Source organism: Arthrobacter senegalensis (assembly GCF_059091765.1).
This window is the reverse complement of sequence record NZ_JBNHGZ010000001.1, coordinates 899,306-911,669: the sequence shown is the minus strand read 5'-3', so window position 1 is coordinate 911,669 and position 12,364 is coordinate 899,306. Positions and strand designations below refer to the sequence as shown.

The 12,364-nt window shown below is 69.5% G+C and carries 13 protein-coding genes; 9 read left to right on the top strand and 4 right to left on the bottom strand.

The window, feature by feature from the left end:
- Window position 1 precedes the first annotated feature (1 nt).
- From AC5RVG_RS04275 to ccsB, 3 genes are all read left to right on the top strand, one after another.
- Window positions 2–790 carry a cytochrome c biogenesis CcdA family protein gene (locus tag AC5RVG_RS04275; protein WP_494000626.1) on the top strand — a complete coding sequence of 263 codons (789 nt, stop codon included), beginning with the start codon at window positions 2–4 and terminating at the stop codon, window positions 788–790.
- A gap of 173 nt (window positions 791–963) precedes the next feature.
- Complete coding sequence (resB, locus tag AC5RVG_RS04270) at window positions 964–2,547, top strand: cytochrome c biogenesis protein ResB (protein ID WP_494013007.1); 1,584 nt, start codon at window positions 964–966, stop codon at window positions 2,545–2,547.
- 14 nt (window positions 2,548–2,561) lie between these two features.
- A complete protein-coding gene (ccsB, locus tag AC5RVG_RS04265) occupies window positions 2,562–3,602 on the top strand; it encodes a c-type cytochrome biogenesis protein CcsB (RefSeq protein ID WP_494012826.1) in 1,041 nt (346 codons plus the stop codon).
- A 160-nt stretch (window positions 3,603–3,762) separates the two neighbouring features.
- Here the strand turns inward: ccsB and AC5RVG_RS04260 are convergent, their stop codons facing one another.
- Entirely contained in the window at window positions 3,763–4,179 is a 417-nt protein-coding gene (locus tag AC5RVG_RS04260; protein ID WP_494012825.1) for a PLD nuclease N-terminal domain-containing protein, read from the bottom strand.
- 86 nt (window positions 4,180–4,265) lie between these two features.
- Between AC5RVG_RS04260 and AC5RVG_RS04255 the strand changes: the two genes are divergently transcribed.
- Complete coding sequence (locus AC5RVG_RS04255) at window positions 4,266–4,613, top strand: DUF4229 domain-containing protein (RefSeq protein ID WP_494000623.1); 348 nt, start codon at window positions 4,266–4,268, stop codon at window positions 4,611–4,613.
- A gap of 43 nt (window positions 4,614–4,656) precedes the next feature.
- On the opposite strand, the gene AC5RVG_RS04250 is transcribed toward AC5RVG_RS04255, so the two are convergent.
- The 3 genes from AC5RVG_RS04250 to AC5RVG_RS04240 form a co-directional block, all read right to left on the bottom strand.
- Entirely contained in the window at window positions 4,657–5,538 is an 882-nt protein-coding gene (locus AC5RVG_RS04250) for a 1,4-dihydroxy-2-naphthoate polyprenyltransferase (RefSeq protein ID WP_494000622.1), read from the bottom strand.
- Window positions 5,539–5,660: 122 nt separating this feature from the next.
- Window positions 5,661–6,818 carry an AMP-binding protein gene (locus tag AC5RVG_RS04245; protein WP_494012824.1) on the bottom strand — a complete coding sequence of 386 codons (1,158 nt, stop codon included), beginning with the start codon at window positions 6,816–6,818 and terminating at the stop codon, window positions 5,661–5,663.
- 10 nt (window positions 6,819–6,828) lie between these two features.
- Window positions 6,829–7,779 carry a 1,4-dihydroxy-2-naphthoyl-CoA synthase gene (locus tag AC5RVG_RS04240; protein ID WP_494013006.1) on the bottom strand — a complete coding sequence of 317 codons (951 nt, stop codon included), beginning with the start codon at window positions 7,777–7,779 and terminating at the stop codon, window positions 6,829–6,831.
- Window positions 7,780–7,949: 170 nt separating this feature from the next.
- Between AC5RVG_RS04240 and AC5RVG_RS04235 the strand changes: the two genes are divergently transcribed.
- From AC5RVG_RS04235 to AC5RVG_RS04215, 5 genes are all read left to right on the top strand, one after another.
- On the top strand, window positions 7,950–8,423 hold the full coding sequence (locus AC5RVG_RS04235; RefSeq protein ID WP_494000620.1) for an SRPBCC family protein: 474 nt from the start codon (window positions 7,950–7,952) through the stop codon (window positions 8,421–8,423).
- Window positions 8,424–8,599: 176 nt separating this feature from the next.
- Window positions 8,600–9,811, top strand: coding sequence for a thiolase family protein (locus tag AC5RVG_RS04230; RefSeq protein WP_494000619.1), 1,212 nt, complete (start codon window positions 8,600–8,602; stop codon window positions 9,809–9,811).
- Complete coding sequence (locus tag AC5RVG_RS04225) at window positions 9,811–10,674, top strand: enoyl-CoA hydratase/isomerase family protein (protein WP_494012823.1); 864 nt, start codon at window positions 9,811–9,813, stop codon at window positions 10,672–10,674. The genes AC5RVG_RS04230 and AC5RVG_RS04225 overlap by 1 nt, the downstream gene beginning before the upstream one ends.
- A gap of 5 nt (window positions 10,675–10,679) precedes the next feature.
- On the top strand, window positions 10,680–11,543 hold the full coding sequence (locus tag AC5RVG_RS04220) for a 3-hydroxyacyl-CoA dehydrogenase family protein (protein ID WP_494013005.1): 864 nt from the start codon (window positions 10,680–10,682) through the stop codon (window positions 11,541–11,543).
- 23 nt (window positions 11,544–11,566) lie between these two features.
- The gene (locus AC5RVG_RS04215) at window positions 11,567–12,274 is read left to right on the top strand and encodes a tyrosine-protein phosphatase (protein ID WP_494012822.1); all 708 of its coding nucleotides are present in this window, start codon (window positions 11,567–11,569) and stop codon (window positions 12,272–12,274) included.
- Window positions 12,275–12,364 lie beyond the last annotated feature (90 nt).

Genomic DNA, 12,364 nt, shown 5'->3' with positions numbered 1-12,364 from the left:
AATGGGGTGGGCGACGGCCGCGCTGCCGATGACTGTGGGCGGCGCCTTCGGCGACACGGTGCTCAACGGCTCCGTGCTGCTGGCAATCCCCGTGGCCATGTTGGCCGGGCTGGTCTCCTTCCTGTCCCCGTGCGTGCTGCCGCTGGTGCCCGGCTACCTGGGCTATGTCACCGGCCTGACCGGCGTGGATCTTGAACGCCAGCGCCGCGGCCGGATGTTCGCCGGCATTGGCTTGTTCGTGTTGGGCTTTTCCATCGTCTTCGTGATCATCGGGGCGATCTTCGGCCAGCTCGGGGCCTGGTTGAAGGGAAGCGAAGCCGGCTGGGTCACCCAGGTGCTGGGCGTCGTCGTCGTCGCCATGGGCATCATCTTCATGGGCGGGCTGTCCTACTTCCAGCGGGACCGCAAGATCCAGTCGCGGCCGCCGGCCGGGCTGTGGGGGGCACCGGTCCTCGGCATGACGTTCGGGCTGGGCTGGGCGCCCTGTATCGGCCCCACCTTCTCGGCCGTGCAGGCGCTGGCCTACTCGGGCGGCGCCGACGCGGCCAAGGGTGCGTTCCTGGCCTTCGTGTACTGCCTGGGACTGGGGGTTCCGTTCCTGCTGATCGCGCTCGGCGTGCGGCGGGGGATGGGCGCCATGGCGTTCTTCCGCCGGCACCGGTTGTTCCTGCAGCGGGCCGGCGGCGCCATGCTGGTGGTTTTGGGCCTGCTGATGGCCAGCGGGTTATGGGGAGACTGGGTGACGCAATTGCAGGACTGGTTTGCAAATGAAGTGAGGCTCCCGATCTGATGAGTCAGAGACCCGAAGGCGCTGGACGCCACGACGACGCCGATGCCCCCGCAGCGGCCGGACCGGGGACGGATCGCGGCGGCCGGACTGTGAAGGACCGCCGACCCGCCGACGACCGGAAACGCAACCGCGGCCGGGACGACGTTGCCGTCCCCGCACTGGGTTTCGCCGGCATGCTGCGCTGGGCCTGGACCCAGCTGACGAGCATGCGCACTGCGCTGTTCCTGCTGCTGCTGCTGGCCGTGGCCGCGGTGCCCGGCTCGCTGTTCCCGCAGCGCCCTGCCAACCCCGCCGTCGTGACCCAGTACATTGCGGACAATCCCGCGGTCGGGCCGTGGCTGGACCGCTTCCAGCTCTTCGACGTCTACTCCTCGGTGTGGTTCTCCGCCATCTACCTGCTGCTCTTCCTGTCGCTGATCGGCTGCGTCATCCCGCGCGCCATCCAGCACTACAAGGCCATGCGGTCGCAGCCGCCCAGGACTCCCCGCCGGTTGTCCCGGCTGCCCGAGTACGGGTCCATGGCGGTCCCCGCGGACGCCGGCATTTCCGCCCGCTCCGCCGTCGAGGACGCCGCCCGCATGCTGAAGCGCCGCGGGTACCGGGTGGATGTGCGCGACGCGGACACCGACCGGCCCTCCGTGGGAGCGGAGCGCGGCTTCGCCAAGGAAATCGGCAACCTGGTCTTCCATACCTCGCTGATCGGCGTGCTGGTGTCCGTCGCCATCGGCGGGCAGTTCGGCTACACGGGCCAGCGGATCCTGGTCGAAGGCGAAACGTTCGTGAATTCGCTCATCGGCTACGACACCTTCAATCCCGGAACCGGGTTCACCGAGGACCGGCTGGAGCCGTTCTCCATGCGCCTCGACGAGTTCGATGTGGTCTTCGACCGGGAATCACCGACCCACTACGGCCAGCCGCTCGACTTCACCGCCACCCTGACCGTGCGCGCCGAGCCGGGGGCGCCCGAGGAGCAGCAGGTGCTGAAAATCAACCACCCGCTGACACTCGGCGGAACGAACGTGTACCTCATGGGCAACGGCTACGCGCCGGTCGTGACCATCCGGGACGGCGAGGGCAACATCGCCCACCAGGGTCCCGTCATCGCCATCCCGAACGACGGCGCCTACACCTCCACGCTGGTGATCAAGGCGCCGGACGCGCAGCCGGAACAGCTGGGCTTCGTGGGGTTCTTCCTGCCGACCGCGATGGAGGGCGAAGACGGGGTGGCCTACGGCAGCGACCCCGATCCCATGAACCCCCGGTTGTACCTGAACTCCTACTACGGGGACCTGGGCCTGGACAACGGCGACCCCAAGAACGTCTACGTCCTGGACACGACCGAGCTGACCGTCCTCAACGACCGCAACCAGGAGGACGGGGGCATCGAACTCGCCGCCTACGAAACCGCGGAACTGCCCAACGGGATGGGCAGCGTCACGTTCGACGGCCTCGTCCGCTATGCAGCGCTGGACATCCACCATGATCCCGGCAAGGTCGGTGCCCTCGTGTTCTCCTCGCTGGCCCTGGCCGGCCTGGGCGCCTCCCTGTTCATCGGCCGCCGCCGCGTCTGGGTGCGGGCCGGCACCCACGAGGACGGCCGCACCATGGTCGAATGGGGCCTGCTGGCCCGGGGCGAGGACCACCGGCTGGCCCCGGAAGCGGCCGCCCTCAGCAAACTCTTCCGCACCCAGTGGCTGACGGATGCCGCCCCCGGGGCGCACAATAGCAAGAGCGCCGCCGGCGTTGACAACCACTAAGGACATCTCTTCCCATGCCCACGATTGACCAGACCATGGCCCAGTACAGCGAGCTGTTCATCCTGCTCGGTGCGATGGCCTTCACCGTCGCCTTCATCGCCTTTTGCTGGGATTTGGTGACATCCAGCAAGACCATCAAGGCGGTGGAAGACCGGCTGGCCGCCGGGCACGACGCGGCCGAGCAGGGCGTGCTCGTCGGCGCCGCCGGTGCGGCGTCGACAGCTGCAGGCGCGAGGGCGGCCGGCGCGGGCGCCGGCGTCGAGATGGCCGCGGACTCGATGAACTACGGCAAGGAACGGCGTGCCGCCGCCCGGATCGGCGTGGCCCTGAGCGTGCTGGCTACCGTCATCCTGGCCGCCGGCGTGGTGGCCCGCGGCCTGGCCGCCCACCGCGTGCCGTGGGGCAACATGTACGAGTTCTGCACCACGGGGGCGCTGATGGTGGCAGTGGTCTACCTGATTGCGCTGACCCGCAAGGACCTTCGCTTCCTCGGCTCGTTTGTGATCGGCCTTGTGGTCGTCATGCTGATCGCGGCGTCCATCGGGTTCCCGACGCCGGTGGCCCACCTCGTGCCCGCCCTGCAGAGCTACTGGCTGATCATCCACGTCTCGGTCGCCGTGCTCGCCTCGGCGCTGTTCACGTTGACGTTCGCCATGTCCGTGCTGCAGCTCGTGCAAGCGAAACGCGAGGCCCGCGGCCGCGCCGGCAAGGCGGACAAGCTGGCCTTCATGCGGCTGGCTCCCTCGGCACTGACACTGGAGAACGCCGCCTACCGGCTCAACGCCGTCGGCTTCGTGTTCTGGACCTTCACGCTGGTGCTCGGCGCGATCTGGGCCGAACAGGCCTGGGGCCGTTACTGGGGGTGGGACACCAAGGAAGTGTGGACCTTCGTCATCTGGGTGGTCTACGCCGGCTACCTGCACGCCCGCGCCACGCGCGGCTGGACCGGTACCCGCGCCGCCTGGCTGTCCATCGTCGGTTACCTGTGCGTGGTCTTCAACTTCACGATCGTGAACGTCTTCTTCGCCGGCCTGCACAGCTACGCCGGGGTCTAGGACAAGCCGCCGGCATCGGCCGAAGGCCGCGGCCCCGAATCAAGACAAAGGACCGCAGCCTCCGAATCAACAGAAGGCCCGCAGCCCCATCGGGGCGGCGGGCCTTCTGCGGGTCCGGGGACCTGCGGGAGCCGGACGCCGGCGTCAGGTCAGCGGGCGCCTAGCGGGGCCCGTTCTCCGGGTCGTCTTCGCTCAACTGGCGGTCGTCATGGGCCGCGGGCTTGTCCTCGCCGCCGTGCTTGGGGTCCTCGCGCTTCTTGAGCTCCTGCTCCTTGCGGTTCAGTTCCTCTTCACGTTGTTTGGCGCGGCGCTGCGCATCGAGCGTGCGCAGGAAGGCGATGTCATCGTCCGGGGCCACCGGGCGGGGAGCCTGCTGGGCCTGCCGGCCGCCCGTCCTGGGGCGGCCCCACACGAACCACATCAGGGCTCCGATCAGGGGCACCAGGATGATTGTGAGGATCCATCCCGGTTTTGAGATACTGCGCACCTCGTGCGGCCGCGACCGGATGCACTCGATGAGGGCATAGATCACCACCGCGAGGGCCAGTACCGCGAGCAGGACATAGAGACGGACCATGAGTCAATTGTAGGTGAGCGTTAAGCCGGGGGCTGATGAATCTTCGGACCGGCCGGTCGATCTCGCGGGCAGCGTAAACTTGAGGCGTGGCTTTTTGGAAATTCAGCGCCCTGCGTCTCGGCATCATGGCCGTCATCTTTGTCATCTGCCTGTTTTTGAGGCTGGGTGTCGTCTACTCGGCCCTCGCCGCAGCGATCATGGGCTGGTGCATCACGTATCTGTTCTTCCGCAAGATGAGGGACGAAGCGGGGGCGGCACTGGCGCGCCGGTTCTCCGCCGGCGCCAAGGCACCGAGGACTTCGACGGAGATTTCGGACGCGCTGGCCGAGGACGCCGCCGTCGATCGGCACGGCGAACTGAACGTGGATTCCTACCGCAGGACCCGGGACTCCGGGCAGAAGCCGGACGGCACCCGGCCCGTGGACCGGGGCTGACCCGGTCTCGGGCGGGCCGCCGCGGCTACCGGCCGAGGGCCGGCTACGACAGCCGGCTCAGCACCACGCCGAGCGCGAAGGCGGTGGCGAACCCGAGGTTGATCATCCCGGTCTGCTTGAGTACCGGGATGAGGCTCTCGCGCTTCTTGCCCTTGAGCATCAGCCAGCTCGGCGTCAGGCATGCCGGCACCAGCAGCAGCACCAGCAGGATCCACGGGAAGTCGTAGACCATGATGAGCGGTAGCAGGAGCGCCACCGCGAGCATCATGACGTAGCTGACGCGCGCCGCCTCGTCGCCCATCCGGACGGCCAGCGTCAGTTTCCCCACCTCGCGGTCCGTCGGGATGTCGCGGACGTTGTTGGCCATCAGCAGTGCCGTGGCGATCAGGCCGGTCCCGACCGCGCCGAGGAAGGACGGCCAGCTGACCTGCAGGGCCTGCGTGTAGGTGGTCCCCATGGTGGCCACAATGCCGAAGAACAGGAACACGTACACTTCGCCCAGCCCCCGGTAGCCGTAGGGGTTGTTGCCGCCGGTGTATCCCCAGGCGGCGATCACGCAGCCGACGCCCACCAGCAGCAGCGGCCAGGTCTGCGACAGGATGATCAGGGCGAGCCCGGCCACCATGGCCAGCCCAAAGCTGGCGAACGCGGCGGCCTTCACCGCTTTCGGCTTGGCCAGCCCGGACCCGGTCAACCGCAGCGGGCCCACCCGCACGTCATCGGTGCCGCGGACACCGTCCGAGTAGTCGTTCGCGTAGTTCACGCCCACCTGGAACAGGACCGCGATGAGCGCCGCGAGGAGGGCATGCAGCGGCCGGAAGGAACCCAGGTCGTAGGCGGCCGCGCTGCCGATGATCACCGGAGCGACCGCCATCGGGAGGGTGCGGGGCCGTGCCCCTTCGAACCATTGCCCGGCTGTAGCCACTGTGGAGAGTCCTTACCTGTGGGGGTTCATGCATCGTTGGCTGCGGGCAGCCGCAGCACCGGTCTATTCTCGCCCATGGAAGCGGAAGGCCGGTGCAGCCGTCGCCGCAGGAGTGGCCGATGTCACGGCGACGGGGGTTTCCCGCCACGCGAGCCGCGGTCGTGGCCGGCGGCCTCCGCCGCCGCACGGCGCAGGAGATCGGCCACGGCCAGCCGGTCCGGCTTGCCGTTGGGCAGCAGCGGCAGCGCTTCGAGGCGCACCAGGTGGCGCGGGACGGCGGGGGCGCCCAGCGCCCGGCGCACCCGGGCCTCGATGTCCGCTTCCGCGGCGGAGCCCACGACGGCGGCGCAGACTCTGGTGCCCCACTCGGGATCGTCAATCCCCGCCACCAGCGCGGCCTGGACGCCCGGCAGCCCCTCGATCGCCTCGGCGACGGCCGCCGCGGATACCTTGACGCCGCCGGTGATCAGCACGTCGTCCGCGCGCCCGATGACGGTCAGCGCGCCGGCGTCGTCCGTCTCGCCGAGGTCCTCGGTGCGGAACCAGCGCGTGCCGCCGGACGCGCTGAAATGGGCGTCGGTCAGCTGCGGATTGTCCAGGTAGCCCCCGGCAACCACGTCGCCGCCGATCAGGACCCTGCCTTGCTCCAGCCGGAGGGTGACCCCCTGGAGCGGGACGCCGTCGTACACGCAGCCGCCGCAGGTCTCGCTCATGCCGTAGGTGCGCACGATCTTCAGCGACTGTTTGGCCGCCTCCGCCCGCAGCGCCTCCGGCATCCGGGCGCCGCCGAGCAGGATGGCATCGAACCGGCGCAGCGCCTTGAGCGTTTCGGGCTCCGCCGCGGCGAGCAGCCGGTGCAGCTGGGTGGGCACCAGCGAGGTGATCCGGAACCGGTCGGTCAGGGCGGCTGCCGCGTCGGTGAACGCGCGGGCGGTGAACCCGCCGGACAGGTCCATCGCCCGGGGCCGGGTGCCGGCGTAGAGGGAGCGGACCAGAACCTGGAGGCCGGCCACGTAGTTCGGCGCCAGCGTCAGCAGCCACTGCCCCTCGCCGCCCAGCCGCAGGGCCGTGCCCATCGACGACGCGGCCAGCGCGTCGATCCCCAGCATGGTGGCCTTGGGCGTGCCGGTGGACCCCGAGGTCCGCACGACCGCGGCGGTCCCGGGAACCAGTCCGGGCGAGGACACCGGCACCGGGGTGCCGTCCGGGGCGAGTTCGACGGCGGGGCCCTCGCCGCCCAGCGCCGCGGTCAGCGCTGCCAGTGCCGGCTCGATATCCATGCCGCCCGCCCTAGAAGTAGTAGGGGAACGACGACCAGTCGGGGTCGCGTTTGGCCAGGAAAGCTTCCTTGCCTTCAACGGCCTCGTCCGTCATGTACGCCAGGCGGGTGGCTTCACCGGCGAAGACCTGCTGGCCGGCCAGTCCGTCGTCGGCCAGGTTGAACGCGAACTTCAGCATCCGGATGGCCTGCGGGGACTGCCGGGCGATGTCCGCCGCGTATTCCAGCGCCACCTCCTCGAGCCGCTCATGGTCGACCGCCTCGTTGACGGCGCCCATGCGGACCATGTCCTCGGCCGAGTACTCCCGGGCCAGGAAAAAGATCTCGCGGGCGGCCTTCTGGCCGATCTGCCGCGCCAGCAGCGCCGAGCCGTAGCCGGCGTCGAAGCTGCCGACCGTGGCGTCGGTCTGCTTGAACTTGCCGTGCTGCCGGGAAGCGATGGTCAGATCGGACACGACGTGCAGGGAATGTCCGCCGCCCGCGGCCCAGCCGTTGACGACGGCGATGACCACCTTGGGCATGGTGCGCATCAACCGCTGGACTTCCAGAATGTGCAGCCGCCCGGCGCGGGCCGGGTCGATGAATTCGGCCGACTCGCCGGCCGCGTTCTCCACCGGGTACCGGTAACCGTCGCGGCCGCGGATGCGCTGGTCACCGCCCGAGCAGAACGAGTGGCCGCCGTCCTTGGGCGAGGGGCCGTTGCCGGTGAGCAGCACGGTGGCCACATCCGGCGTCATCCGGGCGTGGTCCATGGCGCGGTACAGCTCGTCCACGGTGCCGGGCCGGAAGGCGTTGCGCACTTCCGGCCGGTTAAAGGCGATGCGCACCGCCGGCAGGTCGCGCACCACGCTGCCGCTGGCGTCGCGCTCCACCTGGCGGTGGTAGGTCATGTCCTGGAAGTCGAAGCCTTCCACCACGCGCCACCGCGCCGGGTCGAAGAGGTCGGAAACCTTCTCCGGCAGGGCAGGCTGCGCCGGGACTCCGGCGTGGCCGGCGGTAGTGTTGGCGGTGCTGGCTGGGGCGGGGCTCTCGGAAGTCACCCTTCGAGTTTATCGTTGCCGTTTCGCGGCTGCGCCGGGAGCAGTGCCTCCACTAGGCTGTTCGAAACCTGACCCCTTCCGAAAGAGCGACCGTGGGCCATCACCTTGAAATAGTCCGGCACGTCAACGCACCGGTTGACGCCGTGTGGCGCGTGATCACCGACATCCCCGGCTCCGCCCGGACGCTGAGCTCAGTGACGCGGGTCGAGATCCTGACGCCCGGCGACTACGCCGAGGGCTTCCGGTGGCGCGAAACCCGCAAGATGATGGGCAAGGAAGCCACGGAGGAGATGTGGGTGGCGGACGTCGACGCGCCGGCGTCGACGACGGTCAAGGCGGCATCGAACGGCGCTGACTACACCACGAGGTTCACGCTCGCGCCCGTGGACGGCGGCACCCGGCTGGCCATGTTCTTCGGGGCCGAGCTGGAGAACCCGGGTACGCTCTCGAGGCTGATGATGGCGCTCTTCGGAAAGCTGGGACTGCGCGTGGCGCGCAAGCAGATGGCCAAAGACCTGGAAGAGATCGCCGCCAAGGCCGAGGGCCGGGACGAAACCGCCGGTTGAGCCGGCCGGGTTCCGTCGGGGCGCTGCCTCGGACCTTCTGCGTCACGGCAGTTGACCCCTCCCCGGCCGCGTGGGATTCTTTATAGAACGGTCGGTCGGTAATTTTAGTCGCCTGCGGCAGCCGAAGCGACCGCTCATCGTCACCGTTGAACGATCAAGCGCGAGGGATTATTTCTATGGCTGAGGCATTCCTGATTGGCGGGGCGCGGACCCCGGTTGGCCGCTACGGAGGGGCGCTCTCGGCGGTCCGTCCCGACGACCTGGCGGCGCTGGTCGTCAAGGAAGCCGTGGTCCGGGCAGGCATCGATCCGGATGCCGTCGAGGAGGTCATCCTCGGCAACGCCAACGGGGCGGGCGAGGAAAACCGCAACGTGGCCCGCATGGCCTGGCTGCTGGCGGGCTACGGCGACCACGTTCCCGGCATCACCGTTAACCGGCTGTGCGCCTCCGGCCTGAGCGCCATCATCCAGGCGTCGCACATGATCAAGGCCGGCGCCGCCGACATCGTCATCGCGGGCGGCGTCGAATCGATGAGCCGCGCACCCTGGGTGCAGGAGAAGCCGGGCAAGGCTTTCGCCAAGCCGGGCGAGATCTTCGATACCTCCATCGGCTGGCGCTTCGTCAACAAGCGCTTCGCCAGCGGCGACCTCAGCCGCGACGGCAAGATGACCTATTCCATGCCCGAAACCGCCGAGGAAGTCGCCGACGTCTACGGCATTTCCCGCGAGGACGCAGACGCCTTCGCCGTGCAGTCCCACCAGCGGGCCATCGCCGCCATCGAGGGCGGCCGGCTCAAGGAAGAAATCGTCCCGGTGACGGTCAAGGGGCGCAAGGGCGACACCGTCGTCGACACCGACGAGGGACCCCGCCCCGGCACCACCCTCGAGGTCCTGGCCGGCCTGAAGCCCATCAACCGCGCGGACGGCGTGGTGACCGCCGGCAACTCAAGTTCGCTCAACGACGGCGCCTCGGCCATCGTGGTCGCCTCCGAGGCCGCCGTCAAGAAGTTCGGCCTGACCCCTCGGGCCCGCATCGTCGACGGCGCCTCGGCCGGCGTCGCCCCGGAGATCATGGGCATCGGGCCGGTGCCGGCCACCCGCAAGGTGCTGGACCGCGCCGGCTGGAGCATCGACGACCTCGGCGCCGTGGAGCTCAACGAGGCCTTCGCCACCCAGTCGCTCGCCGTGCTGCGCGACCTGAAGCTGGACCAGTCGATCGTGAACAACGACGGCGGCGCCATCGCCTTGGGGCACCCGCTCGGTTCCAGCGGATCGCGCCTGGTGGTCACCCTGCTGGGCCGGATGGAGCGCGAAGGCGCACAGCGCGGCCTGGCCACCATGTGCGTGGGCGTCGGCCAGGGCACCTCCATGATCGTTGAGCGGGTCTGATGCTCTTCGACGACTACTCCTTCAGCACGCTGCGGCTGGACGAGCGGGAGGACCGCGTCCACCTCGCGCTGAACCGCCCGGAGGTCCGCAACGCCATCGACCAGGCCATGGTGGACGAACTGCATGCCGTCTGCGCCGTCCTGGAACGGGCGCCGAGGATCCTCATCTTGTCCGGCACCGAGGTCAACGGCAAGGGAATATTCGCCTCCGGTGCGGACATCTCCCAGCTGCGCGAACGCCGTCGTGATGACGCCTTGGCCGGAATCAATTCCACGGTATTCCACCGCATTGCCCAGCTGCCGATGCCGGTCATCGCGGCGCTCGACGGCTTCGCACTGGGCGGGGGAGCGGAACTGGCCTACGCCGCCGACTTCCGCATCGCCACGCCTTCCGTGAAGATCGGGCAGCCCGAGGTCGGCCTGGGCATCATGGCCGCGGCGGGGGCCACCTGGCGCCTGAAGGAACTGGTGGGCGAGCCGCTGGCCAAGGAGATCCTGTTGGCCGGCCGCATCCTGGACGCCGAAGAAGCGCTGGCGGCCCGCCTCGTCACCGAGATCCACGAGCCGGCCGCGCTCCTCGACGCCGCGCATGCGCTGGCCGACCGGATCGGCAAGCAGGATCCGCTGGCCGTGCGCATCACCAAGTCGGTGTTCCATACCCCGCGCGAGGCGCACCCGATGATCGACACCATCGCCCAGGGCATCCTGTTCGAGTCGCAGGCCAAGTTCGACCGGATGCAGGCCTTCCTAGACAAGAGCGCGGCCAAGAGCGCAGCCCGCAGTGCGGTCAAGACGGCTGCCGCCGCCCCGGACGGGGACGCCGTCCGAAGCCCTGGCGCCGCAGAGCAGCAAGGATCGAAGTGAGCGAGATGAATTCTGTGCAGACTATTCCCAACAACGTCGGTGTCCTTGGCGGCGGGCGCATGGGCGCCGGCATCGCCCACGCGTTCCTGACGGCGGGAGCCGACGTCGTCGTGGTGGAACGCGACGAGGCCGCCGCCGAGGCGGCCCGCGAGCGCGTGACGGGGGCCTTGGCCAAGAGCGTGGAGCGCGGCACGGCCACCGAACCCCTGGACGCGCTCAAGTCCCGGCTGTCGGTCTCCGTCGACTACGGCTCGTTCGCCGCGTGCGGGCTGGTCGTGGAAGCGGTGCCGGAGGACTTCGAGCTGAAGGCCACCGCGCTGAAGGCCGTCGAGGCCCAGCTGTCCCCGACGGCCTGGCTGGCGACGAACACGTCCTCGCTGTCCATCGCCAAGCTGGCCGACCAGTTGCAGCGCCCGGCGAACTTCTGCGGCCTGCACTTCTTCAACCCGGTTCCGGCCTCGCAGCTGGTCGAAGTGGTGCTGGCCCCAAAGACGTCGGAAGAGCTCGCCGCCGCCTCCAGGAGCTGGGTCGAGGCACTGAGGAAGACCGCCGTCGTCGTCAACGACGCGCCGGGGTTCGCCTCCTCGCGGCTGGGGGTGGCCATCGCGCTGGAAGCCATGCGCATGGTGGAAGAGGGCGTGGCATCCGCGGCGGACATCGACGCCGCGATGGTGCTGGGCTACAAGCACCCGGTCGGCCCGCTCAAGACCACCGACATCGTGGGGCTGGATGTGCGCCTCGGCATCGCCGAGTACCTCCATTCCACGCTCGGGGACCGCTTTGCCCCGCCGCAGATCCTCCGCGACAAGGTGGCCCGCGGCGAGCTGGGCCGCAAGTCCGGCAAGGGTTTCTTCGACTGGGAGGACTAGCCGGGCGGCTGTAGGCTGCTGCAATGTCGTCCGAACAGCCCCGCGATGCCGGCGCTGTTGCCTGGGAAGGCGCGGTCAACGCCCGCAGGGTGGCGGGGGACATCTTCCGCATGGGCCGCGCCGAATGGCTGACCGCCGCGGGCTGGCAGCAGGCGTACGACGACGGCGTGCGCACCATCGTGGACCTGCGGAACCCGGGCGAGCGCTCGCGCCGGCCGACCGATCCGGTGGTGCCGGCCGGGGCGCTGGATAAATTCAGGGTGCTCAACCGGCCGACCGAAGAGCCCGGGCACGCGGAGTTCGCCAACAGCGCCCCGTACATGAACCACCCGCGTTTTTACCTGGACAACGTGCGGGTCTTCCCGCACCTGATCGCCGAGGTGTTCCGCACCCTGGCACACGCGGAGGGCGCCGTCGTCGTCCATTGCTCCGCCGGGCGGGACCGCACGGGCATGGTCTCCATGATGCTGCTGCAGCTCGCCGGTGTCCCGGCCGAGCGGATCGCCGACGCACACGAGCTGGGCATCCGCGGCATCAACGACTGGCACCGGGTCAGCCCCTACCCGCATCCGGTGGAGCGGTACGTTGGCGGCGACGAGCTGGAGGCCCGGGTGGCGGAGATGCGCGGGTCCCTGCTGCAGGTCTTGGCCCAGCTGGAGGTGGAGCCGTTCCTGCTGCGCCATGGCCTGACGCCCGCCGACGTCGACGCGCTCCGGCGCCGGCTCGCCTGAATCCTTCGGCGGGCGGGGCGCCATGCGGTCACCGAAAAGGGGGCTGTGCCGGCTGCGGCTGTCATGTAGGCTGGATACGTTACCGACCGA

What these genes read in the sequence shown, in the direction of transcription:
- AC5RVG_RS04245 (WP_494012824.1), bottom strand. Translation starts at nt 6,818, where the DNA reads ATGGATATCGAGCCGGCACTGGCAGCGCTGACCGCGGCGCTGGGCGGC.
- AC5RVG_RS04275 (WP_494000626.1), top strand. Translation starts at nt 2, where the DNA reads ATGGGGTGGGCGACGGCCGCGCTGCCGATGACTGTGGGCGGCGCCTTC.
- resB (WP_494013007.1), top strand. Translation starts at nt 964, where the DNA reads ATGCTGCGCTGGGCCTGGACCCAGCTGACGAGCATGCGCACTGCGCTG.
- AC5RVG_RS04260 (WP_494012825.1), bottom strand. Translation starts at nt 4,179, where the DNA reads ATGGTCCGTCTCTATGTCCTGCTCGCGGTACTGGCCCTCGCGGTGGTG.
- AC5RVG_RS04220 (WP_494013005.1), top strand. Translation starts at nt 10,680, where the DNA reads ATGAATTCTGTGCAGACTATTCCCAACAACGTCGGTGTCCTTGGCGGC.
- AC5RVG_RS04215 (WP_494012822.1), top strand. Translation starts at nt 11,567, where the DNA reads ATGTCGTCCGAACAGCCCCGCGATGCCGGCGCTGTTGCCTGGGAAGGC.
- AC5RVG_RS04225 (WP_494012823.1), top strand. Translation starts at nt 9,811, where the DNA reads ATGCTCTTCGACGACTACTCCTTCAGCACGCTGCGGCTGGACGAGCGG.
- ccsB (WP_494012826.1), top strand. Translation starts at nt 2,562, where the DNA reads ATGCCCACGATTGACCAGACCATGGCCCAGTACAGCGAGCTGTTCATC.
- AC5RVG_RS04230 (WP_494000619.1), top strand. Translation starts at nt 8,600, where the DNA reads ATGGCTGAGGCATTCCTGATTGGCGGGGCGCGGACCCCGGTTGGCCGC.